We start from the raw sequence: 25,722 nt of genomic DNA, 5'->3' as shown, positions 1-25,722 counted from the left end.
TGATCTTATTAATTAATATTTTTTAATCCTCATGATTCATACCTCTTTTGTTTTGCTATTAGTTTAATTTTAATACATCTATGTCTCTTTACCAAAAAGAAGATTAATTGTCCGCCAATTTTGATGGCAAAATAAAGCTTTTTAGGATAACTGAATCAATTCATTTATCTTAGCGCCGGCTCTTTTTATCTAATAAGTTTTGCAAAAATTATTGCTAGTAGTTTTTATTACTTGGCAGAGCGAAAAAAAGGAGTATAATTCAATCTATTAAGGTACCTAACTAATTTTGAAACGGAGATATTTGTAAAAATGACACAAAGAATAAGCTATCAAACCAATCAAAAGGTACAACAGAATCGCTGGTGGATTCTGGTTGCCGTGGGACTTTTTACGTTTATGTCAACTTTAGATGGCACAATTGTTAATATTGCTTTGCCAGTAATCAGTAAAGATTTGCAGATTCCAATGAGCCAGTCCGAATGGGTAGTTTCGCTCTACTTAATTGTAGTCTGCAGCTTTATTTTGTTTTTTGGAAAGTTAAGTGATATCTTGGGCAAAATTAAAATTTTTCGCTTAGGCGCAATCTTTTTTATTGCCGGGTCACTTTTATCAGGTTTTAGAATCAATCTATTGTTTTTGCTAGGCGCCAGGGCCTTGCAAGCATTTGGTGCCGCTATGACCATGGCTACTAATAATGGTATTATTACTGAAATTTTTCCCACTACAGAAAGAGGAAAAGCGTTAGGAACTATTGGTTCCTTTGTTGCTCTGGGTTCAATTGCTGGTCCTGGTTTAGGTGGATTAATATTAAGTCACCTGTCCTGGTCTTATATTTTTTGGCTTAATGTGCCAGTGGGAATCATTGCTGCATTAATTGGCGCCAAATTTTTACCCAAAGACATTACTTTTACCAAAGCTCCTTTAGATAAAATGGGCTCATTCAGCTTTGCTTTAGGCATGATTACTCTATTTGGCGGCATTTTTTTAGGCCAACAGTTAGGTTTCAGTTCTTTACCAGTTTTATTAATGCTAATAATTGGTCTTTTAAGCTTTATTTGGTTTGTTTATGTTGAAAATCATGCTACCAATCCACTGCTGCAATTCAAGTTGTTTAAAAATCCGGATTTTTCAGTTAGTCTGCTTTGTGCATTATTAATTTTTATTACCAACTTTTTCTTCAATGTGGTCACACCTTTTTACTTGGAAAATGCGCGGCACCTGTCTCCGAGTCTAACTGGCTACATCTTAATGATTTTGCCTGTAGTTCAGCTGTTTGCTGCTCCGGTTGCAGGATCTCTTTCTGACAAGATTGGTCCTAAACTAATCACATTTATTGGTTTGGTTTTACTGTTAATCAGTCAGGTGGGTTACACATTATGCAACTTAAATTCACCAATTTGGTTGTTCATTATCAGCATCGCTTTAATGGGATTGGGAAGTGGCATTTTTAGTTCTCCTAATAATTCACTTGTCATGGGTTCCGTTGAACAAAAAGATTTAGGTGTTGCTGGCAGTATTAACTCTTTATCCCGTAATCTTGGTATGGTTATTGGTATTTCCAGTGCAACTACTGTATTATTCGCGGCAATGAGCAAAGCAAAAGGAGCCAGAGTTACCGCATATTTACCGAAGCATCCTGAAATTTTTATTTATGGTATGCATGTAGTTTTCATTATTTCAATGATAATTTGTTTAGTTACTGTTATCTTAAGCGGCTGGAGACTATTTAAAAATAATAAATTATAAGCTGTAAATAAGTGCTGAAAATAAAAATTTTCAACACTTTTTTGCTTTAAAAAATAATTTTTTAATAATTATTTCTTCTTTTTACTTATTTGGGTATATTATTGTAGTGGGAAAGTGCAAAACGAGGAGGTTTAGGATGAACCATAAAGTTGTGACGTATCCAGCCATTTTTAAGCCACTGGAAAATGATATATATGTAATTAGTTTCCCTGATGTTAAAGGGGGAATAACCGAAGGGCAGGGTCTGCGTGAAGCAATGAAAATGGCAGCTGATACACTTGCGAGTCGTTTATACAACAAAGCGGTATTGCCGAAGGCTAGCAAAACTAGTGATATTAAGTTGCCAGATGATGGTTCCTTTGTTGCACCGGTTTCTGCAGATTTAACTGAGGCGTCGCGCGATCGTATTAATTATGAAATTTGATTTACAAAAAAAGCACCCCAATTTCTTGGGATGCTCTTTTTATTAACTTGTTCCAAAAACTTTCTTTTAATTCTCGGGAACAAGTCTATTATAATATATCTAACTAAATTTTGCTAATACTTTTAGCTTGTTTTACTAAAAAGTGCTTGCAAATAAGTCCCTAATTAAATTATATAAAAGTATTTTAGATATTCGATGCAAATTGACAATAACATTATTTGAGTGCTATTTTTGAGGAAGAAAAAAAGTGTGGGAGTAAATTATGCAAACAATTGAAAGTTCTGTTTTGCGAATTTCTATCTCTGAAAAGGGTGCAAAGTTAGTTAACTTTATTGCCCAAAATAATCAGACTGATTATTTTAAAGATGAAGATGCGCAAAAACAATTAGAGATTATTTTTAAGGGAGCAGGTCAAGGGGAAAACCTGGCTGACATCCTGCCATGGACAGTTGTAGATAAAGGAGATTCCAGAGTAAGCTTAGCGTTAATTGACGACAACTCAAGCTATAAAAAATTTCCTTACCATTTTGAGGCAATTCTTACATATGCCTTGGAGGGAAATAGAATTGATATCAAGTTTTATTTGAAAAATAATTCGCATAAAGATTTGCCATTTTTGTTAAAATTCTTAATGCCTGTTTTTACAGGATGGTCAATCACTACCAATGCAAATGAACTTGAGCTGAGTAGGGACGGTACTACTTTGACTTTGGCCTCTGCTGATTTTGCGTTAACGACTGATCACGAACAAGTTAAAGCCAGTATAGATCAGGACAGTCTTGCCAGTGATAGTGATGAAGAATTCAAATTGACCTTAACATTGAGTTAAACAAATTAATGTTTTTAATAAGATAAAATTGACAAACCGTCGTCGGTTTGTTTTTTTGCTATAATATACTCATTGTAACTAGATTTTAGGTAAGTAAAAAGTTATGGATCACAACGAGAATCACCCGCATAAGAGTCGGGTCGAATTACACGCAAAGGACTACCACAGAAGAAAGCGGATTTTAGCTTGGGTGTTAAGCATTGCAATCCTGTTAACTGTGGCAGTTGGTGTATATTCCGCATATATATATTTGCGCACGAAAGATGCAGTAGATAATGCCTACGATGATCAAAACAGTGTGCAGATCAAAAATGGCGAGTTTGATGGCAAAAAAAAATTTGCTGTATTGCTAATGGGCACTGATACGGGAGCACTTGATCGTAAAGAAAAAATAGGTAATACTGACACTATTATTATTGCTGTCGTTAATCCTCAGAAAAAGCGTTATTCATTAATGTCGGTACCTAGAGATACGATGGCCCAAATGGTAGGAGCAGAAAAATTTCAAGTAAAAAAAATTAACGCTGCTTATCCTGTTGGTGGAGCAGCCATGTCCATGGCAAGTGTGTCCAAGTTAGTTAATGTGCCAATCAAATATTATGTTCTGGTGAATATGAAAGGTATTATGCGGCTAATTCGTTATATCGGTGGCATTAATATCAAACCTACTTTGAGTTTTGAATATGGTGGTTATATTTTTAAGAAAAACCAGTTGACACACATGGGTGGTGGAGGAGCTCTGGCCTACTCACGTATGCGTTATGATGATCCGGAAGGTGATTATGGTCGTCAAAAACGCCAACGTCAAGTGATAACTACTATTATAAAGAAGTCAGTGTCAATCAATACTTTAGCCAGGTTAGATTCAGTATTGTCTGCAATTTCTAACAACATTAAAACTAATTTACCCTTTGATGTGCTGCGTCAAATTGCGTTTAACTACCGTGATTCTACTAAGAACGTCAAAAATGATTATCTTCACGGACACAATGCGACAATTAACGGTGCGTCTTATCAAGTGCAATCAACTAAGGAATTGCAGAGAGTATCAGATTATTTACGAACGGAATTAGGCTTGTCTATTGTACCAGTAGACAATAACGAAACCTACCAAAATAAACGTAACAAAATTCAAGGGTTTGATTTTAAAAATCCTGAAAATCAAGACTATCATATTTACGAGGATTATCAAGATCAAAGTTACCAGGAAGAAGGCGACAATTGGTAATGCGTTTGTGGTCAATCACTATCGGATATGGATTTGGCTGCTTGTTGTCTGCGGTTTTAATTTGCCGCTTTGCTTTACGCGAAGATCCCACAAAGGTGGGTTCAGGTAATCCAGGAACAGCAAATGTCGGAGCAGTGTTTGGGAAAAAATGGGGTATATTAACTTGTATTGGTGACTTGTTAAAAACTTTCATCTGTCTTCTTATCGTACACTATCTTTTCTCAGACAATATTGCTCTTTTGTATGCGGGTTTAGGCTTGGAGCTGGGTCATTGCTTTCCCTTTTGGAACCATTTTGACGGGGGAAAAGGCGTAACGGTAGCCGTAATTGTAGCGGCGCTATATGATACTCCTGCTGCTGCGGTGACACTTCTAGTTGCTTTAATACTACTGATACTATTACAAAATTTGACGATTCCGCCGATAATTTTTATAATATTGTTCAGTTTGTATGAACTTTTTAAAGTTAGAGAAGCGGGAATCGTATTATTAATAATGACTCTGGTCATGGCTTTCAAATTTAGATATGACCTACGTGACTTTTTTACTGGCAACGGAAAAAAGGTTGATGTTTTATACTCAATTAAGAAAAAATTGGGTATAAGACATGATAGTCAACAGCATCATTTTTAGTGAGGAATATAACTTAGGAATATGAATAAAAATAAGAAATCTTTAAAAGCTATTCAGATAATTTTCCTACTGGTGGCAACTCTGTTTATGCTAGTGCAAATGTTTAATTTGAAAGGATTTGCTGCCAGAGCGCACTTTTCATTTATTCATTTTATGCCTAACATGTTGCACAACGCGACTTTAATGATAGTGCCTATGGTATTCGGTGCTGTTTACAGTAAGAAAAAGCAAAGTGTTAGTGAAAGCTTTAAATATTGGCTGTTAGCCAGTGTCACTTTGATCGTTTACTACATTTTCTTTTTCTTTATAGTTCCAACACGTTTTAATATGTGGCGCGTTTGGGGAATGCTGTTTCCCATCATTACCAGTACTTCAGTTTTGTTTTCCGGACTGGTTTTCTGTTTGCTAATTCAGCCACACCTATATGACTTTTTGCATAAATTAACTGTTAAGCAAAATCTCTTAGTACTAAGTTTGCTGACTTTACTAGGTTTTGCCTTAAGTGCTGGTAATTTATCTTTTCAATATTCGCTTTATGGCTTGTACTTAGTGCTTTTCTTTGCTTGGGGCATGTTTCTAGCCAATGTTCCCATCAATAATAAGTTGCTAACGTTATCTTTAATCAGTGGCTTTTTGTCCTTCTTCATTGTAGTAATTGGCGTTTCCGGCTTTGATGCTGTTTACTGGTCTCAGATAATTTCCGGTAATGGTGGCGGCGACTGGAATAGGGAATTCTTAAATAATCCTACGTCACCATTTATGTTTTTATTGGTGGTAGCCGTCTTTTTATTGTTTAAGAAGTTAATCTTAACTTTTAATAAAAAGCAGATGCGCTACTTTATTCCAGTAATCATGATCATGGATGCACCTATTTCACCCAGATTTATGAGAGCTTTTAGCTTTACAGGATCATCCATTATTGACAAGCTGATTTTGTTGATAGTGATGACTATAATTGTGGTTTTCTGGTATCAATTGCTTGAGCGCTATTTATTTCAAATAAATCCGTTTGCCAAGATCATCAATTACTTAGATCATGAACCTAATCTGGCCAAAGTTTGTGAAAAGGTTTGGGCAATATTTACCAGGTTTGTTATTGAAAACAGGGTTAATCTGCTTACTTGGGCCTGGTTCTACATTTTAAGTTTTGGTTCTTTCCTAATTGAATCTGATAACTTACGAATTCAGATTAGTACAGCTTCAACGATTAATGCGATAGTTTATCTTCTTGGCACTAAGTTTTTTGCCATGATTCTGACTACCATTTTTCTAGATGCATTATTCTCTGTATTTTACTTCGTAACAACGCGTTACTGGACTTCAAATATTCTGGTAAGTTTGATTGCAATCGGCTGGGCTATTGCCAATAAGATTAAGCTTTTACTTCGTGGTGAACCAATCTACCCCACTGAATTAAGTGAGATAGTTAATTGGAGAACTTTGATTCCAATGATTGGTAAAACAACTGTCATTGTAATTTTAATTGCATTAGTTGTGATAATTGCGCTAGATATATTCTTGGAATTAAAGTGGCCAATTAAAAAGCGCGGATCATGGAAAAGGCGTGGTATTTGGGCACTCTTAAGTCTGCTACTATTTGTTACACCGCTACGTTTTAACCATGATGGTGGCGTAATTTATCATATTAATCGTGGTTTTGATAACAGGCAAAGATTCCGTAATCCAGAGCGGGATATTCAGGTTAATGGTCCAGTGCTTAATTTCTTGAATTACATTGACTTGCAAATTATGGATCAACCTGAAGGTTATTCAGAAACAAGCATTAAGCAACTAAATACCAAGTATGAGAAGGTTGCTGCCAGAATTAATAAGAAACGTAAAAATGACTTGAAGAATCAAACAATTGTCTTTAATCTGAGCGAAAGTTTTGTTGATCCAAGTACCTTCCCTACTATTAGGTTCGACCGTGATGTTCCAAATCCAGTTAAATTTATCCAGTCGATGAAATCACGTTCGACTTACGGTAATATGTTGAGTGCTGGTTATGGTGGTGGTACTGCCAACATGGAATGGGAAACTTTAACAGGTTTGAACATGGGTATGTTCAAGTCTACTTTGACCCCATACGTTCAGATTGTGCCAAATTATGATTTCTACCCAACAATAGGGATGAACTTTGATTATAAATCTGCGGTCCACCCATTTATCGGTACGTATTACTCACGCCAGGAAGACTACCATAGATTTAAGTTTGATAAGTTTATCTATGTCGGTTCAAAATATAAAGTTATTGACCAAAAGAAATTAGGAAAGAGTGGTTATAACTCTGACTTTACTACCTATGCAAACGGACTGAAAGAAATCAATTCACGTAACGGCGGCCAGTTTATCAACTTGATTTCAATTCAAAACCATATGCCATACAATAACTGGTATCCAAACAACGAATACATGGGTAAGATTTCAGGAGAGTTGTTCAAGTCTCCAGCAGTGCGTGATCAAATGGCTACCTATGTCAAGGGTACACAATATACTGATAAGGCAGTTAAGCAATTTATCAAGCAGATTGATAAAATTCAAAAGCCTATTACTTTGGTCTTTTATGGAGATCACTATCCAAGTATTATTTCTCAAAGTTATACTGCTAAGTATCCGGTACAAATGCATTCAACGCGCTACTTTATTTACTCAAACAAGTATGCTCGCCAACATGGCGCAAAGACTAGATTGCCGCGTAGGGCTAATAATTTTGTCAGCTCAAGTGATTTTATTGCTATGATGTTAGAACAGACTGACTCAAAAGTTACTCCGTACCAAGCACTGCTGACTGAAGTTCATAAGAAACTGCCGGCAATTACGATTAACTTTAAAGGAGATAAAGGCTTCGAATTAATTGGCCGTCAAGGACAAGTAATTGATCCCAAGTATTTGACTAAAAAGCAACAAGAAATTTTAGCTGACTATGAAGCTATTCAATATGATATGACAGCTGGCAAAGCATATGGCTTAAAGGTTAAAGGCTTCTATAAGTAATAAAATTATATTGACTTATTAAGAAAAAATGAGTATTATCATTTATAACAATTTTAAGTAACACCTTGATTCAGCGTTCAGAGAACTAGCGGTTAGTGTGAGCTAGACAGGTCAAGAGTAGCGAAATACTAGTTGGGTGGTTCCCGTAAAGACCATAGTTAAGGCACTTGTAATTTAAGTGTAAACGTGGGTGGTACCACGGCTGAAAAAGTAATTAGTCGTCCCTAGATTCAAAAACGAATCTGGGGACTTTTTTATTGGAGGAAAAAGATGGCAAACTTTGATATTTTAGAAGATTTAAAGTGGCGCGGAGCGATTAACCAGCAAACTGATGAAGCTGGACTGACTAAATATTTGCAAGAACACGATGATTTAGCTCTTTATTGTGGTACTGATCCCACGGGTGATTCATTACATATCGGGCATCTTATTCCTTTCATGATATTAAAAAGATTTCAATTGGCTGGTTATCATCCTGTGATTGTTATAGGTGGTGGTACGGGAACAATTGGCGATCCTTCTGGGCGTAAATCAGAGAGGGTTCTTCTTAGTGCAGAAAAATTGCATGAAAACGAAGTGGCTCTGACTAAACAAATGGAAAAGCTGTTTGGCACTGACAATTTTCAAATTGTTAATAACGCTGAATGGCTTGATAAATTAAGCTTAATTGAATTTTTGCGTGAATATGGCAAGCACTTCCAAGTTAATAACATGATTAATAAAGATGTAGTTGCCAGTCGCTTGGAAAATGGTATTTCCTTTACGGAATTTTCCTACCAAATTTTACAAGCCATTGATTTTTACCAGTTAAATAAAAATTATGGTGTTCAAATGCAAATTGGTGGTAGCGATCAGTGGGGTAATATTACAGCTGGCATTGATTTAATTCACAAGTTAATGGGATCAGACAGACAGGCATTTGGTTTAACAATTCCGTTAATGCTAAAAGCTGATGGCACCAAGTTTGGTAAATCAGCAGGTGGAGCTGTTTGGCTTGATCCTGAAAAAACCAGCCCTTACGAATTTTACCAGTTCTGGATTAATCAGGATGATCGTGATGTGGTTAAGTATTTGAAGTACTTTACATTCCTAAGTCATGAAGAAATTGATGATCTGGCTGAACAAGTAAAGACTGAACCATGGAAGCGGACAGCACAAAAGACACTTGCAAGGGAAGTAACCAAGTTTGTTCACGGCGAAGCAGGATTAAAAGAGGCAGAGATGATCACAGACGCTCTGTTTTCCGGCGATATTAAAGATTTGTCGGTTAAACAGATTGAGCAGGGACTTAAGAGTGCTCCTGCAGCCGTAGCACCTTCTCAAAGCCAAAATATCGTAGACTTCTTAGTTAATACTAAGATTGAATCTTCTAAACGTCAGGCACGAGAAGATGTTGTTAACGGAGCAATTTATGTTAATGGTGAGCGCGAGCAATCAGTTGACTTTGAGGTCGATCCTGCTAGGGCCTTTGACGGTAAATACGTTATTATTAGAAAAGGTAAAAGAAAATATACTTTGGTAACAATTAAAGACTAGTTAAGAAAGATCTGTTGCATTTGAAGCAACAGATTTTTTGTTAAAACAATTTTTGGTTGGCAAAAGAGTATAATAACACCATATTATTTTTTTGAAGGAGTGTTTGATATGCGCGCACGTGTAATACTTTATAATTCTGAAAATGATGCGATTTTATTAATTCACAGATTAAAAAATGGTCGGGACTACTGGGTAATTCCAGGAGGTGGAGCTAAAGGGAATGAAACTCCAGTTGAAACCGCAATTAGAGAAATTGATGAGGAACTGAGTATTCAGCTAAAGCCAGCTGACTTGACCTATCTATTTGAATACAAAAATCAAGAAAATGAACATTTCTTCTACGCTGAAATGCCCTTTATAGCTGTGCCAGAAATTAGTGGAGAAGAAAAAGAGCGTTCAAATAATTTAAATGTATACCAGCCTAGTTGGGTAGCTGTTAAAGAGCTAACTAAGATTAATTTAATGCCCCCTGAAATTGCGGCGAAAATACTAAATCTGATTTGACAAAAAAGTTTTAGGATTTCATACTATTTATTTAGTAATATATTATGTTAATGATACTGATAGGAGGGCCAAAATGGCACAAAGAGAAATTTTAATAACAACCACAGAAAATATACCTGGTAAAAAATACGAAATTATCGGAGAAGTCTTTGGTCTGACTACCCAGTCCAAAAATTTTGTTAAAAATTTTGGTGCTGGATTAAAATCCGTAGTTGGTGGCGAAATTCGCAGTTATACCAAGATGCTAGAAGATTCTCGCAATCAAGCCTTAGATAGACTGCGTCAAGCTGCAGAGGATAAGGGAGCAGATGCAATTGTGATGATGCGCTTTGATTCTGGTTCAATCAGTGGCGACATGCAGTCAGTGGTTGCTTATGGCACCGCTGTAAGATTTATTGCAGACAACGAATAGATATAGTATTATTTGAAGTATTCGCTTTATGAAAAGTGAATGCTTTTTTAGTGAAATTAGTTTGCCACTTTAGCTCAGAAGGTAGAGCACCGCCGTGGTAAGGAGGAGGTCCTCAGTTCAAATCTGGGAAGTGGCTTAGAATTTTTAATATCAGTAATTTATCAAAATATTGCTGTGATAGGTTAAGGACTAGTTTGCATTAATAATGAGTTTACATCACCTTTAATTATGCTTTTTATTAATTTTTGAGGGAAATAAGTGCGCTTAAAGACTGATTGAATAAGTGTCGTAATCAGTTTTAGATGTAAATTTTACTGAAAAAATTGATAATTAAATATTATTATCTAATTTTTATATTGCTTAATTTTATTATTGATTATATAACTAATAGTGTTGGGTAAGTAATTTACTATAGAAAGAACAAGCAGTATCTTACTGAAAGGAAGTCAATTTGCTATGAAGAAAACTAAATTATTCAAAAAAATTTTAATTGCGGGAGTATTGTTGTCCGCTGGCATCACTACACTAGCTTGCATAAACCCTCAAACCGTTGCTGCTAAGTCACTACCGGTTGCAACAAGCAAGGACTATAACAAGCTTCAGAAGCTTTCTAAAAAGTCTGGTGCCCATTACATCAAAAAAAGGAAATGGTATGCCAGTTTTATTCCAGGTGATAACGTTGAAGCATATCGTGATCTTAAATCACTGAAATTAATAGGAACTAAGTCAGATCCTGGAATTGATGATTGGGATGTCTTTATAGGTGCCGGAACAATCAACGGAACACGCTATTTCATTAGTAATATTAAGGAAAAAGATGGCGAAAGAAAATATATTATCCCAGCCGCTTATTGCCAGATCCCTTATGGTTACCAACTTAAAAAAGGACACGCTGTAGTTCATGATTACAATGGCTCTTTAGCTAATGCTTATAATGGTTACAGTGAATCAGATCATAAATATGGTAAAACGCTAACTAATGAAAACATTATATATAGTAATAAGAAAGACGCTACGTTTACTGTTTCCCTGAAGCAAGATGGTCAAACAAAAGGTAAACATAAGGGTTTTTGGATTGGTCGCACACCGATTAAGTTCAGAGTTGACGGTACTAATACCTATGAAAATTATTATCCACTATACAATTATGTGCCAAACGGTGAACTAATTGTGACTTATATTAAGACGGAAGATTTGAGTCAATTTAAACCAGCGACAGTAACTTATAATCACATTGGTACTATAACTAAGAGCCATAAATTTAAACCAGCTCATAAGAAATTAAACATTTAGCATTGATATCTGGTAAAAATTTTAAGTCAAAAAGTGATTTCTTAATATTAGTAACTAATATAAAATAATTTGGTTAAACTTATCAAAAGAGATAGACTATTAAACAAGTAGTAAAAGCTATAAATTTGTGGTCTGTCTTTTTTTGTAAAAAACGGTAAAATCGTCATTAAGTTATATTTTGAGGGAATGCAGGCTTAATAGTTGGATGGGGAAAGGAAATTAATTTGGATTTAGCTAAAGTAACAGAATTTGTAAAAAAACAACTGCAAGACGAAAAAACTGGTCATGATTTTTATCATGGCCAACGAGTAGCGCATTTAGCCAGCAAAATGTATTTGCAGGATAATCCTGATGCACATAAAGACAGCCGTATGGTTGCTATTATCGAAGCAGCTGGATATTTGCATGATACTATTGATGAAAAAATTTGCACAGATCCTGATCAAGTTCTTACCAGTATTAAAGAATTATTACCTAAAGCAGGCTTTACCGCTTTAGAAGTTAAAGATATTCTATTTACTATGCAGCACATGTCTTTTTCAGCCAATATCGAACACCATTATCAGCTGCCAGTTTCTGGAGAATACGTCCAAGATGCTGATCGAATAGAAAGCTTGGGTGCAATTGGTATTGCACGGGCCTTTACTTATGGTGGGGCCCATGGCAATGTCATATATGATCCAAGAATCAAACCACAAAAGCTTGTTAGTCACGATCAATATCGTGAACACACGGAAACAACAATTAATCATTTCTATGAAAAATTATTTCATTTAGCTGACTTAATGAATACAGTCGGAGGAAAAAAGGAAGCGCAAAAAAGAACTGAATTTATGCGTGACTATGTTAAAGAATTTATGTCTGAATGGAATGTTTAAGTTGCATGAAGCTCCATGCAGCTTTTTATTTTGCTTTAAAACCGAATATTAAATACTTTATAGCAAGTCTAATTGACTGGAAAATTTGATTTGGGGATTTTCCATTTTTAATAATGCTCTTTTGCGGTCGAGACCTCCAGCATAACCCGTTAAAGAGCCGTTACTGCCAATTACACGGTGACAGGGAATGATTAAGCTAATAGGATTGTGCCCAACAGCATTGCCAATTGCACGAGCCTTATTTACTTTATTTTTTTGCCCTTTTTGCACTCGATCGGATAATTCTTTATAAGTGACAAGCTCGCCGTAAGGCACTTTTTGCAGTTCTTTAAGTACTTTTTGCCTAAAAGACAACACGTCAGGTTTCACTGGGACAGTATACGGGTCTGGTTTTTGTCCAGAAAAATAGTCAGTCAGCCATTTTTGGGCCAATTTAATTGGGTTACTTGGAAAGACTTTGACAAGATTCAAATCGTAGCCTGCACCAAAATGTTTTTGCCCGTTAAACCATAATCCTAAGAGATAGCTGTCATCGCTTAAAAGCGTTAATGTTCCTAACTTTGATTTAAAAAAAGCCTTATATAAATTCATTATGTTACCTTTGTTATTGACGAACATTTTACCATATATTTTATTATACGTTAGTTTATGAAAAAAGATTGCTTAATGGCGCCAAATTAACTTAATTAACACCTATACGAAAATTTTAACTTTTTTATTTGTGGTATACAAAACATTATGAGTAAAGCTCAGTTTCGCTTTCATGAAAAAATAGGAATGTTATCAGATCAATACTTTATCTTGTAGCTGATTTTTGACAATACTACCAGATATGGTATGTTAGGTATTGTGATATTTACAGGAGGTACAATATGAGGTCAAAAATCAAAAAAATCTTTTCCATTAGTGCGATGGTGGTTGCTGCAGGGTTAGCACTTACTGCTTGCTCTGGTAAAAAGCAAGGTGGCGCTAGCAATTCAGGTAGTAGTGCTAAACACTCAATTGCGCTAATCACTGATACTGCGGGTGTTAATGATAATTCTTTTAACCAATCTGCTTGGCAAGGCTTTAAGGAATATGGTAAAGATCATAATCTTAATCGCGGACGTAATGGCTACCAGTATTTTCAATCAGGCAGCGCAGCAGATTTTGAGCCTAATTTTGATCAGGCTAGCAAAGCCGGCTACCAGACGATTTTTGGTATTGGCTATAGCTTAAAAGATGCGGTCAAAGCAGCTGCTAAAAAGAATCCTAAAAAGAACTACGTTATTGTCGATGAAGTAATAAAGGGGCAGAAGAATGTAGCTTCTGCCAACTTCAAGAGTGAGCAGGCTTCTTATTTGGCAGGTGTTGTTGCGGCAACAGAAACAAAGACGAATGTTATCGGTTTTATTGGCGGTGCTCATGGCAATATTATTGATTTATTTGATGCTGGTTTTACCAAGGGCGTTCATGACCAGGCTAAAAAGTTGCATAAAAAGATTACACTCTTAAACCAATATGTTGGCGACTTTAAGAGTGCTGATAAAGAAAAGGCAATTGCGCAATCAATGTATGCCAAAAAAGCCGATATTATTTTCCACGCTTCTGGTTTAGCTGGCAACGGCTTGTTCCAAGAAGCTAAATCAATTAACCAGACAAGAACAGCTGCTAACAAAGTTTGGGCTATTGGAGTCGATTCCGACCAGTCTCATTTGGGCAACTACAAGACTAAAGATGGTAAAAAAGATAACTTTGTTTTGACTTCAGTTATTACCGGTGTAAATGTAGCTACGCGTGATATTTCTAATCGCGCCTATCACGGAAAGTTTCCGGGTGGTCAACAATTAGTTTATGGTCTAAAAACTAACGGTGTTTCGATCAAACGCGGACAAATTAGTGAAAAAGCTTGGCAATATTCACGTCAAGCTCGTACAGAAATTATTAAGGGTAATATCAAAGTGCCAATCCATCCAAGTAAATAGTTCGCAATATGCCAACGTTTTTACCTATAATTAGCCACAAAAAAATATTCCTTGAATTAATGCGTATTTTATTATAATATTGACTATGAAAAGTTCGTATTTTGTGGAGGGTAAAATTAATGGGTAGAAAATTTACGAAATTTTTGTCATTAGGATTTTTAATGGCATCATTTACTTTAGTTTTGAATGCTTGCTCGGGAAAAAAGCAGGGAACAAGCAGCCAGAACAAAAAAGACAGTATTGCTTTAATTACTGATAGCAATGGTATTAATGACCAGTCCTTTAACCAGGCTGCATGGGCCGGTTTTAAAGATTATGGTAAAGAACATAATTTCAAACAAGGTAAAGGCTATCAGTATTTCCAATCTAGCAGTGCTACTGACTATACACCTAACTTTAACCAAGCTGCTAAGTCTGGCTACCAAACAATATTTGGTATAGGTTATATGTTAAAGGATTCAGTCAAAGCTGCTGCTAAAAAGAATCCTAAGAAAAATTTTGTAATCGTTGACGATGTGATTACTGGTCAAAAAAATGTGGCTTCAGTAACTTTTAAGAGTAATGAATCATCATATTTAGGTGGTGTGGCTGCTGCTTATTCTACTAAGACCAACAAAGTTGGTTTTATCGGAGGAGCCAAGTCAGCTATTATTGATACTTTTGAAGCTGGTTTCAAGCAAGGTGTAAAAGACGCTGCTAAAGCTCAGCATAAAAAGATCAATGTCAGCGTACAGTATATCGGTAACTTTACTTCAAACGATAAAGCTAAATCGATTGCTCAGTCAATGTATGCTAATAAATGTGATGTAGTATTCCAGGCTGCAGGTTCAGCCGGTAGCGGAGTCTTCCAAGAAGCTAAAGCCCTAAATCAAACTAAACCTGAAAGTAACAAGGTTTGGGTGATTGGTGTAGATGTTGACCAGAAAAATCTTGGTAACTATAAAACGAAAGATGGTAAAAAGGCTAACTTTACTTTAACTTCAGTATTGAAGGGACTAAACGTTGCAACTAAATCCTTGGCTGACGATGCGGCCAAAGGAAAATTCCCAGGAGGAAAGCATCTTGTCTATTCCTTAAAAGGCAATGGTGTTTCAATTACTAAAGGCAACCTTACACCAAAGGCATGGCTGGCAGTTGAAAAGGCCAAACAACAAATAGTTTCTGGAAAAATTACTGTAGCGCAAAATTAAAGTAAATTATTGATTAAAACTCTTTGTGTATACTTATGCAAAGAGTTTTTTACGAAAAAGGAAATTTACATAAAATGGAAAATATGACGAACGTAATAGAAATGCGCCATATTGTTAAGGATTTTAATGGCTTTAAAGCTAATAACGATATTAATCTGACTTTGAAAAAAGGTGAGATTCTGGCGTTATTAGGGGAAAACGGTGCTGGTAAATCAACTCTAATGAGCATTCTTTCAGGACTGATTCAGCCCACTTCAGGTACAATCAAAGTTCGCGGAAAAAAGGTTAATATTAAAAATCCAACTGTTGCCAAAGACCTAGGTATCGGTATGGTGCATCAGCACTTTATGTTGATGGAATCCTTTACAGTTTTGGAAAATATTATTTTGGGTCATGAAACAACCAAGGGACCTAAACTAGATTTCAAAAAAGCTGAAAAGCAGATTATGGCCTTATCTGAGCGCTATAACTTAAATATTGACCCTCAAAAAAAAATCAGTGAGATTACCGTGGCACAACAACAAAGAGTGGAAATTCTCAAAGTCTTGTATCGCGGGGCTGATATTATGATTTTTGATGAGCCCACTGCTGTTTTAACGCCGCAAGAAATTACGGAATTTATCCAAATTCTGCATGGACTGGCCAAAGAAGGTAAATCAATTATCTTAATTACGCACAAGTTGGAAGAGATTGAGAGAGCTGCTGATCGTGTCACCGTTATTCGTGCTGGTCAAAGTGTAGGAACTTTTGCTGTTGCTAATGTCGATAATAATCGTTTGGCGGAATTGATGGTTGGTCGTCACGTTAACATGAAGCTTAATAAGCCAGTAGCAAAAATTGGTAAAACGATGCTACAGGTTGAAAATTTGCAGGTAAAAAATAAGCAAAACGTGGCGGTAATTAAAGGAATGTCTTTTAATTTGCACGCTGGCGAAATTTTAGGCGTTGCCGGTATTGATGGTAATGGCCAGGATGAACTTGTCAGAGCTTTAACCGGCTTGCAACATGTTCATTCCGGCAAAATTATGATTGACGGTGAAGACATGACTAATCGCAAGGTACGGCAAATAACTGAAAAGGGTGTTTCGTATATACCTGCTGACCGGCAAAAATATGGCTTGATTTTACCTTTTTCAGTTTCAGACAATTTAGCCCTGCAAACTTATTATCAAGAGCCATTTTCACGTCACAACGTCATGCATTATGATGTCATTCACGAACATGCCAGAAAGTTGATCAAGCAATTTGATATCAGAACGACTAGTGAAAAGTTGCCTGTAAGTGATTTATCTGGCGGAAATCAGCAGAAAGTAATTATTGCACGTGAATTAAGTCGTAATAGTAATTTAGTTATTGCTTTTCAGCCAACTCGTGGTCTTGATGTTGGTGCGATTGAATATATTCATAATCAACTCTTAAATGAAAGAGCTCAAGGTAAAGCAATTTTGTTAATTTCCTACGAACTTGATGAAATTATGCAATTGTCTGATCGGATTATTGTCCTTCACAATGGTAGTATTTCAGGTGAAGTCAGACCGGAAAACACGAGTGATGAGGAATTAGGGTTGTTAATGACTGGCGTTAAGAAAGAAGGCAGCGCTCTTGCTTAAAGTAACACTAAAAACTAAGAAAATTTTAGTACCAATTATTTCAATTTTGGCAGGCTTTTTAGTTGGAGCAATCATTATGCTAGTTTGGAGTTATAACCCGTTTCAAGCATACGTTTCAATGTTTTCCAGTGCCTTAGGAAACATGAATGGTATCGGTGAAACTATTCGTGAAGCAACTCCGCTGATTTTTACTGCTATTGGTTTTGCCATTGCTTCTACTGCCGGCTTTTTCAATATTGGTTTGCCCGGGCAGGCGCAAGCAGGCTGGTTGTCATCCATCTGGGTAGTCCTGGCTAATCCGAACATGCCTAAAGTATTTTTATTGCCACTGGCTGTAATTACCGGTATTATTGCCGGTGCGCTTGTTGCCGGTGTTGCCGGCTGGCTGCGTGCTCAATTTGGTACCAACGAAGTAATTACAACCATTATGATTAACTATATTGTGCTTTATTCCTGTCAATATTTGATGCAGCAGGTAATGTCAGCCAAATTACGTATTGATACTGATACTACTAAAACAATTACTGCTAACGGCAGTTTAAAAATTGACTGGCTTAGTTCAATGTTTGGTGATTCGCGGATTAATGCAGGAATTTTTATTGCTTTAGTCGCCGTCTTTTTGTATTGGTATTTAATGCGGAAGACTACCACCGGCTTTGAAATTCGTTCGGTTGGTACTAATGCTGCAGCTAGTCGCTATGCTGGCATGTCTGCTAAAAAGAACATCATGTTATCAATGCTACTTTCTGGTGGCTTTGCCGGTTTAGGTGGAGTTGTTCAGGGCCTTGGTACTTATCAGAACTACTTTACCCAGACGACTAGCTTGGATATTGGCTGGGATGGCTTGTCTGTTGCCCTTCTTGGTGGCGGAACAGCTGTTGGTATTTTGCTAGCATCATTATTATTTTCGATATTAAAAATCGGAGGACTAGGAATGCAGACTATTGCCGGTATTCCTTATGAGATCGTTTCAATAGTTATTGCCGCTATTATCTTCTTTGTTGCTATTCAATATGTCATTGGACTGCTATTTAAAACTAAAAAAGCGCAGGCAATTCAGAACGACGCCAAAACCGCTGACACGGATTCAGACAGTGCAGTGGCGGATTCTACTAAAGCTCAAGGAGGACAAAATTAATGAATTTAGTTACTATTTTAGCGTTAATTGTATCATCAACTTTTGTCTATTCGGCCCCGTTGATTTTTACTGCTCTAGGTGGTGTTTATAGTGAAAATTCGGGTATTACCAATATTGGCCTGGAAGGAATAATGACTATCGGTGCCTTTTCAGCCATTGTCTTTAACCTGACTTTTGCTTCTACTTTTGGTAAAGCAACGCCATGGATTGGCTTATTGATCGGTGGAATTGTAGGCTTGCTCTTTTCATTACTGCATGCTGTTGCCACTATTAATTTTCATGCTGACCATATTATCAGTGGGACTGTACTTAACCTTATGGCACCGCCTTTGGGAGTATTTTTGGTTAAAGCTATTTATGATAAAGGGCAAACTGAAAACATTACTCAAAGCTTTGGTTATTTTAGTTTTCCCGGCTTAGCTAATATCCCTGTAATAGGACCTATTTTCTTTCAAAATACATCAGCACCAGCGTGGCTGGCAATAGTGGTGTCGGTCGTATTGTGGTGGATATTGTATAAAACCCGCTTTGGCTTGCGCTTGCGCTCATGTGGTGAAAATCCGCAAGCTGCTGACACTCTGGGCATTAATGTTTATGGCATGCGTTATGCTGGAGTATTAATATCCGGCTTTTTAGGTGGAGTTGGCGGTGCAGTTTTTGCAGAAGCAATTTCTGGCAACTTTTCAGTTTCTACTATTGTGGGACAGGGTTTTATGGCTTTAGCGGCCATGATCTTTGGTAAATGGAATCCGTTAGGCGCAATGATGGCTTCGCTTTTCTTTGGCTTTGCTCAGAGTATTAGTATCATCGGCAATCAACTACCGTTCTTTAGCCATATACCTGCTGTTTACATGCAGATTGCTCCTTATGTAATTACAATCTTAGTTTTAGTTCTGTTCTTTGGAAAATCGGTTGCTCCGGCAGCTGATGGCCAAAATTATATTAAGTCAAAATAGGGAGAATAATGAAAACAATTTATTTTAACCATGATGGTAATATTGATGATTTAGTAGCATGTTTGCTGTTCTTGCAAGCCCCAGATATTAAACTGATTGGTGTCAGCGCAATTGATGCTGATGGCTATGTTGATCCGGCTGTTGAAGTATGTCGTAAATTAACAGACCGCTTTAACTTGCGCGAAGATCAATTGGAAATTGCTAAATCAAATTCCCGTGCCGTTAATCAGTTTCCGGAAGATTGGCGTAAAGCGGCATATTCTTTCAATTATCTGCCTTTATTGAATCGTTCCGGCAAAGTAATTACTAAGATGGCAGAAAAGCCGGCTCATTTAGATATGGTTGAGAAAATTATGGCGTCAGAGCAGCCTGTAACTTTAGTTATGACAGGTCCTTTAACGGATTTAGCGCGTGCATTAGAAACTAATCCCCAAATTGCGGATAACATTGAGCAACTATACTGGATGGGTGGTTCCCTTGATGGTCATGGTAATGTTGTTCAGGTTAATGCTGACGGTACTCAAGAATGGAATGCTTTCTGGGATCCTTTTGCGGTTGAAAGCGTCCTGAAATCCAACATTCCTATGCAGATTATTGGTCTTGAGAGCAGTGAAGAATTACCTTTAACTGATGAGTTAAGAATGCACTGGGCCAGTTTAAGTGCGCATCCAGCTATGGACTTAGTTGCACAAGGGTATTGTCTTTTAGTTAACCCGCCAATACCAACTTCGCAATTGTACTTCTGGGATGTTTTAACGGTAATTAGTGCACTATATCCCGAAGTCGTTTTAACGACTAAAAAGCACAAAGTAAGAGTAATTACCCAAGGTTTGGCAGCAGGTCGTCTGGAAGACGATCCCAATGGTCGTGAAATAACTCTGGTAACTAAAGCAGATAAAAATTTATTCTTTAAAAAGTTTGATGAATTATTATTGCGTAGTTAGACATTAATTAATATTTGTAATAAAAAAGACGAAATTCACAATAGAATTTCGTCTTTTTATTAGTTATAGATTAGCTTAAGCGAGTGAATCCCAAGCTGGCAAATCAGTAATTGGTCCTTCTGCTATAGCTACTTGCTCTGGTGTCAAGTACTTCTTGTGGACAACAACTTCGTAAACATAATCTTTGAACCAGTCGTTGTTCATAACGAAGAATCCTTTGTCACCGTTCTTTTCGCCCCAGGAGTTTTCAACCTTCCATTGGCGAACATGTCCGCCGTCTTCATCAACACCAACTAAAGTCATAGCGTGAGTTGAAGCACCAGCACCAGTGCGCAAGCGATCAGCTTTGGACATCTTAAGGTCTACGCCAAAGAGGTCACTTAGTTGGTACAAATCACTGTCAAGATAGCCCTTCTTACGGTCGCTTTGTTCACCAACATCATTTCCAAACCAAACTGCTTCGCCATCTTTTAACTGGTTAACAGCTGCAGTTTCCAAGTATTCCATTGGCACGTTTAAGAATTTGATACGGTATGAACCCTCAACGTTATCTTCAAAAGGTAAGCCGTATAATTTATCATATTCATGGTCTGGAGCGTTAGACAGTACGACATAGTCATTGAAGTCAACGTCACCCATGTATTTATGCAAAAATTCCAGTGGAGTTAAATCTTTATCCAGGTGATATTTCTTATCGTCATCACGATATTCCAAATCAAATTTCTTAGGTGGTTCACCGACTGCAATTGCGGTCATCTGGTAAACTTCACTTAAGAAGTGCTTACGGGCTTTTTCGATCTCATCGTCTTTACCGGCTTGCTTTAATTTACGCAAGACCAGAGCATCTTTCTTTAGCTTATCACCCAAAGCTTTGGCAAAGCCGTTGGTATTATTGGTATTGAAACTCTCAGGCATTGCATAAGAAGGAACGACACCGTATTTTTCAATTAAAGCGGCACCCATGTGGAATTGACCACCATCTTCACCTGCACCCTCTAAGTGAGCTTTTACAGTACGTGAATCAAGTGGTTCGTCTGCAGTAGCCAAGATATTGTCATAAAAAATATTTGCCCGTTCAATTTTATCCCAGAAGAAGTTGTAACTTTGTGAGAAAGTGAAATTCTTGCAGTGATATTTTCTACCAAAATTGTGGCGTAAGATGTTTAAAGTAGCAAATTCCCAGCAACGACCTGATTGGCGTTGATTAGTAACATTTTCTGTGTCAAGTTCAGTTGAAAATACACGGGTCAATTCACCTTGAACGTGTTCATTGTAAGCAGCTGTTAGAACACCACTTTTCTGAGCTGCTCGGGCAACAACTTGATTTTGTGGTTTTTCATTAAAGTTTGCGGCAAATTCTTCCAACTCTTGGACAGTTAATTTATGAGCCATAAAATAAATTCTCCTTTTTTAATCTATTTTTAAATTACTATATATTTTAAGCTAAAATAAAAGCGAGTTCAATAGCTGAACTCGCTTTAGAGAATTGTATTGGCAATTTATTTAAAATTTATGCAATATGGTAATAAGTTAATCAATCTGGATTGAGTTATCATTTGCACCAGCTTGTTGCTTTGGCAAGGTAATAGTTAATACACCATTATCATACTTTGCGTGAATATCACTTGCAACTACATTTGGTAATCTGAAGCTGCGTGAAATGTGACCTTCACTTCTTTCACGGTGAATAATACTGTTGTCCTTAGACATATCCTTAAATGATTTTCTTGAGCCGGATACGCTCAAAATACCATTATTGTAATTTAGGTGAATTTTATCCTTGTCCATTCCGGGCATATCAACTTTGATTACATATTCTTTGTCGTTTTCAACAACATCTGATTGCATTAATTTTGCTACTTCGTTATCGTCAAAAAATTTTCTCGGAAGATCAAACCAATCATTCATCGCATCAAATAGGTCATTGTGCCGATTCATCATATCATTTGCCATAGTAAAAAACTTCCTTTCGAAATTTATATATTGTATCAGAAGACTTTCATTTCTTCCTTACAATTATTATTATAGTATGCAGATTCATAAAAAGGAAATAATTAGCACTATTATTTTTAGAGTGCTAAAAAATTATAATTTATAGCTTTAAATTAGTATTTATAGCTTGTGGATAATATTTTTAACAAAATAATTAGGAGAGAATATTTTGGTTTACTATCAAAAAATGACGCCCAAGGGTTACCAAAAAATTAAAGATGAAATAGCCAGTTTAAAAAAGGATAGGCCTAGAAGAATTAAAATTTTACAGGAAGCGCGCTCTTTAGGTGATTTGTCGGAAAATACCGAATATACGGAAGCGAAGCGTGATTTAGGCCACCTTCAAAGTCGTCTGCGTTATCTGGAAAAGCAGTTGAAATATGCCGAAATTATTGAGAAGAAGGATGACGGCAAAGTAGATTTAGGCAAGACGGTCACACTAAAATTTGCTGACGACCCAGAAACTGAAACATACCAGGTTGTCGGCCGTATGGAAGCTGATATTGGAGCAGGAAAAGTTGCGTTTGACTCACCACTGGGCCAAGCAATTATGAAAAAAGAAGTTGGTCAAACTGTAAGTGTTGTAGCACCTGCTGGGGAGTATCAGGTTACTATTGCGGCAATCGAATAAATTTTTGCTTGATTATTCGAACTTGTGTTTGTATAATTTATTTTAGCGAACATAAGTTTGCAATAGGAAGTGAAAGCAATGTATGATTACCGTTATGAACCACACCGATTAATTTTTATGATTGATAACAAATCATTCTTTGCTAGTTGTGAGGCACTTCAATTAGGTCTAAACCCAATGAAAGCTGTGTTAGCAGTTGTTTCGCATCAGCCACATACAAATTACGGCTCGGGGCTCATTATGGCGGCCTCACCATTAGCGAAGAAGAAATATGGGTTGACTAACGTCATGCGGGTACGTGATTTACCCACGAAAAAAGAAGCACCGGATTTGATTTTGGTAGAACCCCATATGAATTTATATATCAAACGCAGTATGCAGGTATTGGAAATTTTTCAAAAGTATGCTGCTGATGAGGATATCCATGTCTATTCTATTGATGAAAGCATGATTGATATGACTAAGTCATGGCGCTTGTTTGGCAACGATCCGTATCTGGTGGCACGCAAAATTCAAATAGAAATTAAATCAAAAATTGGACTTTATACTACTTGCGGAATAGGAGAGAATCCACTGCTAGCTAAACTTGCCATGGATATTTCTGCTAAACACCGGTGTTCAATGATTGATTATTGGCATTATATTGATGTACCTGATACTATTTGGCAAATTAAAGACATGGAAGATGTTTGGGGAATTGGCAAAAGAATAGCTGCCCGTTTGCGCCGGTTACACATTAATAATATGTATGAATTGGCTCATACTGATCCGACAATCCTAAAAAAAGAATTTGGTGTGATTGGTGAACAGTTATTTGCAATCAGCTGGGGAGTGGATCGCAGCATTATCAGTGAAGAATATTTTCCCATAATGAAAAATTACGGGAATTCACAGATTTTAAACCGTGACTACACAGATCAGCGGGAGATTGAGATAGTCTTACGTGAAATTGGTGAGCAGGTAGGTGCCAGAATACGTGCGCACCGATTGCAAGCTGGCTGTATTAGTTTATTTGTCGGCTTTTCTAGGTACGAGCAAGACGGCAAGCGCAAGGGCTTTAATGTGCAGCAAAAAATTTGTCCTACCAATGATAATGACTTGTTAGTGCAAGAAATACTGGCACTTTTTCGCAAAAATTGGCATGGAGAAACTGTACGTGCTTTAGGGGTTAACTGCAGTCGCTTGGAGCCGGATACCTGCCAGCAATTAACCTTCTTTGTTCCAGCTTCTGAACAGATAAAAAAACGGACTATAAACATAACTATTGACAGAATCAGAAAGAAATATGGCTTTACCAGTTTAGTCAAAGCATCTAGTTTATCTAAAGGTGCAACAGCAATCAGGCGTAGCAGTTTAGTTGGTGGGCATAATGGCGGAAATGCATATGAATGATTTTGATAAAATTGTCACAGACTTTTTTAAAAACTATCAAGATCGCAAAATGAAAAAGTGGCAAGGCTTCTTTTTAAGCGATCATACAATGGCAATTAATAAAGATAAGCAAAGGCGCAGCGTGAAGCATTCGGCAAAAGAAACTATGAGTATAGAAGAAATTAGCTTACAATTACTTAAAGCATATGGTAATCACCGCATGGTTCATTTACAGGCTAAGGTCATGAACAGTGATGATCAGTTGCCTGCAGATATTGTCGGTTTTGTCAGTGGCTATAGTGAAGATGGTATTATTGTTGACGGCCAAAAAATTGCGCTAGAAGATATCAACAATATTAGTGTCGATTGAGAAAAGTTTTCTTGATATTTTATATAGGTTGCTTTTTTTGCTATAATATGGAACTTGTAAGGTACATAATAGTATAGAGGTAATTTTTGTGAATACACCAGCATCGAGGCAAGGCAACATCATACGCTATTTTGTTTATTTTATTAGTTATTTGATGGTTGTCGGCGTGATTAAGCTAGTTACTGCTAATTCACCGATTCATATTTGGGATTTAATCTTATTTGCAACTATCTCGTTGATGGTTTCATTGTTTTTTGTTTATCGTTTTAATAGGGAACAGCGCTTTTTTGATCGTAGCTTTGGGGGTTCCTGGCTGAGTAATTTTGGCTTAATAATTGGTTTGACTGCTGTGGTAACGGTATTACGTATTAGCGTTTCCTGGCTCCAATCCTACGGCAGATTAAAATTATATAATTTCCAAATTGCTTATTTGCACCATGAGGCAAGTTTGACTTACTGGTTTTTACTAGCTGCAATAGGGATAGTTTTGCCAATCCTGCAAGAATTTTTAATTACTGGGTTTTTATTTAATTATGCATTTAGAAGTAACACTGTCTTAACAGCAATTCTAGGAATACTAACTTCTGGTATCTTGTTCGGCTTACTTAATTGGCAAAGTTCACTGCCACTATTAGTAATTAATATTGTACTCGGTGGACTTTTTGCCTGGTCTTACCTTTATACTCAAACTTTATGGATGCCAATTTATTTAGCGGTGCTAAACGGCATTATCTTAATAATTATGACTTAAAACAAATATAAATAAGAGTTAGGAAAATTTCCTAACTCTTATTTTTTACTTGTAATATTTATTAAAAGTTACTCTTTTTGATGTATTGGTTTTTCCCTACGATATAGTATAACTTGCGGTGGATCTTAACGGCTGCGCCATAAGTTCTTACCTTTTGCCCCCTCTTTAAAGCTTTTAGCTGCAGCTTTTTAGCCGTTTTACTGTAAACGTAGCTGTTGCGTCTTAGCTTGCGTTTAACGCCGGAAACATTAGTAGCCTTAACATAGTTGTCCTGGCCTAAATCGTAATACTTCTTGCCCTGAATAACTTTAGTGCCATAGGTCCAAATG

The 25,722-nt window shown here is 36.7% G+C and carries 25 protein-coding genes and 1 tRNA gene; 22 read left to right on the top strand and 4 right to left on the bottom strand.

What is annotated here, in order from left to right; translation table 11 throughout:
* The first annotated feature begins 309 nt into the window (after positions 1–309).
* From AAA915_RS06025 to AAA915_RS05970, 12 genes are all read left to right on the top strand, one after another.
* Positions 310–1,746 (top strand): MFS transporter, encoded by a 1,437-nt coding sequence (locus AAA915_RS06025; protein WP_338200304.1) that lies wholly within the window; start codon positions 310–312, stop codon positions 1,744–1,746.
* Between the two features lie 136 nt (positions 1,747–1,882).
* Positions 1,883–2,170 (top strand): type II toxin-antitoxin system HicB family antitoxin, encoded by a 288-nt coding sequence (locus AAA915_RS06020; protein ID WP_294601749.1) that lies wholly within the window; start codon positions 1,883–1,885, stop codon positions 2,168–2,170.
* A gap of 262 nt (positions 2,171–2,432) precedes the next feature.
* Complete coding sequence (locus AAA915_RS06015; RefSeq protein WP_338200301.1) at positions 2,433–2,999, top strand: aldose epimerase family protein; 567 nt, start codon at positions 2,433–2,435, stop codon at positions 2,997–2,999.
* Positions 3,000–3,102: 103 nt separating this feature from the next.
* Positions 3,103–4,227, top strand: coding sequence for an LCP family glycopolymer transferase (locus AAA915_RS06010; protein WP_338200299.1), 1,125 nt, complete (start codon positions 3,103–3,105; stop codon positions 4,225–4,227).
* Complete coding sequence (locus tag AAA915_RS06005) at positions 4,227–4,859, top strand: glycerol-3-phosphate acyltransferase (protein WP_338200297.1); 633 nt, start codon at positions 4,227–4,229, stop codon at positions 4,857–4,859. Before AAA915_RS06010 ends, AAA915_RS06005 begins: the two co-directional genes overlap by 1 nt.
* Before the next feature lie 21 nt (positions 4,860–4,880).
* Positions 4,881–7,853, top strand: a complete 2,973-nt coding sequence (locus AAA915_RS06000) for an LTA synthase family protein (RefSeq protein ID WP_338200295.1) — start codon at positions 4,881–4,883, stop codon at positions 7,851–7,853.
* Positions 7,854–8,123: 270 nt separating this feature from the next.
* Positions 8,124–9,389 carry a tyrosine--tRNA ligase gene (gene tyrS / locus AAA915_RS05995; RefSeq protein WP_338200293.1) on the top strand — a complete coding sequence of 422 codons (1,266 nt, stop codon included), beginning with the start codon at positions 8,124–8,126 and terminating at the stop codon, positions 9,387–9,389.
* Positions 9,390–9,497: 108 nt separating this feature from the next.
* A complete protein-coding gene (locus AAA915_RS05990; protein ID WP_338200291.1) occupies positions 9,498–9,893 on the top strand; it encodes an NUDIX domain-containing protein in 396 nt (131 codons plus the stop codon).
* Between the two features lie 73 nt (positions 9,894–9,966).
* Positions 9,967–10,305: a heavy metal-binding domain-containing protein gene (locus AAA915_RS05985; RefSeq protein WP_294601735.1), complete on the top strand. Its 339-nt coding sequence runs from the start codon at positions 9,967–9,969 to the stop codon at positions 10,303–10,305.
* A gap of 63 nt (positions 10,306–10,368) precedes the next feature.
* Positions 10,369–10,441, top strand: a tRNA-Thr gene (locus AAA915_RS05980).
* A 320-nt stretch (positions 10,442–10,761) separates the two neighbouring features.
* Positions 10,762–11,598 carry a hypothetical protein gene (locus AAA915_RS05975; protein WP_338200288.1) on the top strand — a complete coding sequence of 279 codons (837 nt, stop codon included), beginning with the start codon at positions 10,762–10,764 and terminating at the stop codon, positions 11,596–11,598.
* 224 nt (positions 11,599–11,822) lie between these two features.
* Complete coding sequence (locus AAA915_RS05970; protein WP_338200286.1) at positions 11,823–12,476, top strand: HD domain-containing protein; 654 nt, start codon at positions 11,823–11,825, stop codon at positions 12,474–12,476.
* A gap of 57 nt (positions 12,477–12,533) precedes the next feature.
* On the opposite strand, the gene AAA915_RS05965 is transcribed toward AAA915_RS05970, so the two are convergent.
* The gene (locus tag AAA915_RS05965) at positions 12,534–13,067 is read right to left on the bottom strand and encodes a methylated-DNA--[protein]-cysteine S-methyltransferase (RefSeq protein WP_338200284.1); all 534 of its coding nucleotides are present in this window, start codon (positions 13,065–13,067) and stop codon (positions 12,534–12,536) included.
* A 281-nt stretch (positions 13,068–13,348) separates the two neighbouring features.
* Between AAA915_RS05965 and AAA915_RS05960 the strand changes: the two genes are divergently transcribed.
* From AAA915_RS05960 to AAA915_RS05935, 6 genes are all read left to right on the top strand, one after another.
* Positions 13,349–14,440, top strand: a complete 1,092-nt coding sequence (locus tag AAA915_RS05960; protein ID WP_338200282.1) for a BMP family lipoprotein — start codon at positions 13,349–13,351, stop codon at positions 14,438–14,440.
* 119 nt (positions 14,441–14,559) lie between these two features.
* The gene (locus AAA915_RS05955; RefSeq protein WP_338200280.1) at positions 14,560–15,630 is read left to right on the top strand and encodes a BMP family lipoprotein; all 1,071 of its coding nucleotides are present in this window, start codon (positions 14,560–14,562) and stop codon (positions 15,628–15,630) included.
* Positions 15,631–15,704: 74 nt separating this feature from the next.
* Entirely contained in the window at positions 15,705–17,240 is a 1,536-nt protein-coding gene (locus AAA915_RS05950; RefSeq protein WP_338200278.1) for an ABC transporter ATP-binding protein, read from the top strand.
* On the top strand, positions 17,233–18,378 hold the full coding sequence (locus AAA915_RS05945) for an ABC transporter permease (protein WP_338200276.1): 1,146 nt from the start codon (positions 17,233–17,235) through the stop codon (positions 18,376–18,378). Before AAA915_RS05950 ends, AAA915_RS05945 begins: the two co-directional genes overlap by 8 nt.
* Positions 18,378–19,334 carry an ABC transporter permease gene (locus AAA915_RS05940; RefSeq protein ID WP_338200274.1) on the top strand — a complete coding sequence of 319 codons (957 nt, stop codon included), beginning with the start codon at positions 18,378–18,380 and terminating at the stop codon, positions 19,332–19,334. Before AAA915_RS05945 ends, AAA915_RS05940 begins: the two co-directional genes overlap by 1 nt.
* A gap of 8 nt (positions 19,335–19,342) precedes the next feature.
* Positions 19,343–20,278, top strand: a complete 936-nt coding sequence (locus AAA915_RS05935) for a nucleoside hydrolase (RefSeq protein WP_338200272.1) — start codon at positions 19,343–19,345, stop codon at positions 20,276–20,278.
* A gap of 75 nt (positions 20,279–20,353) precedes the next feature.
* Here AAA915_RS05935 and AAA915_RS05930 read toward each other — a convergent pair whose 3' ends face one another.
* Together AAA915_RS05930 and AAA915_RS05925 are read right to left on the bottom strand one after the other, a co-directional pair.
* Positions 20,354–21,670, bottom strand: a complete 1,317-nt coding sequence (locus AAA915_RS05930) for a C1 family peptidase (protein ID WP_338200270.1) — start codon at positions 21,668–21,670, stop codon at positions 20,354–20,356.
* A gap of 138 nt (positions 21,671–21,808) precedes the next feature.
* Positions 21,809–22,231: an Hsp20/alpha crystallin family protein gene (locus AAA915_RS05925; protein ID WP_046325466.1), complete on the bottom strand. Its 423-nt coding sequence runs from the start codon at positions 22,229–22,231 to the stop codon at positions 21,809–21,811.
* Positions 22,232–22,439: 208 nt separating this feature from the next.
* Between AAA915_RS05925 and greA the strand changes: the two genes are divergently transcribed.
* The 4 genes from greA (at position 22,440) to AAA915_RS05905 (ending at position 25,393) form a co-directional block, all read left to right on the top strand.
* On the top strand, positions 22,440–22,901 hold the full coding sequence (gene greA, locus AAA915_RS05920; protein ID WP_338200265.1) for a transcription elongation factor GreA: 462 nt from the start codon (positions 22,440–22,442) through the stop codon (positions 22,899–22,901).
* A gap of 78 nt (positions 22,902–22,979) precedes the next feature.
* A complete protein-coding gene (locus AAA915_RS05915) occupies positions 22,980–24,293 on the top strand; it encodes a Y-family DNA polymerase (protein WP_338200263.1) in 1,314 nt (437 codons plus the stop codon).
* Positions 24,286–24,642 (top strand): hypothetical protein, encoded by a 357-nt coding sequence (locus tag AAA915_RS05910; protein WP_338207482.1) that lies wholly within the window; start codon positions 24,286–24,288, stop codon positions 24,640–24,642. Before AAA915_RS05915 ends, AAA915_RS05910 begins: the two co-directional genes overlap by 8 nt.
* An 88-nt stretch (positions 24,643–24,730) precedes the next feature.
* On the top strand, positions 24,731–25,393 hold the full coding sequence (locus AAA915_RS05905; protein WP_294604875.1) for a type II CAAX endopeptidase family protein: 663 nt from the start codon (positions 24,731–24,733) through the stop codon (positions 25,391–25,393).
* Between the two features lie 61 nt (positions 25,394–25,454).
* On the opposite strand, the gene AAA915_RS05900 is transcribed toward AAA915_RS05905, so the two are convergent.
* Positions 25,455–25,722: SLAP domain-containing protein (locus AAA915_RS05900; protein WP_338200258.1), on the bottom strand; the 268-nt coding region annotated here is incomplete at its 5' end.

The organism is Lactobacillus rizhaonensis, from assembly GCF_036246345.1.
GTDB classification, from domain to species: Bacteria; Bacillota; Bacilli; order Lactobacillales; family Lactobacillaceae; genus Lactobacillus; species Lactobacillus rizhaonensis.
Note: the sequence above shows the minus strand (reverse complement) of the source record. Positions and strands in the feature narration are given on the sequence as shown.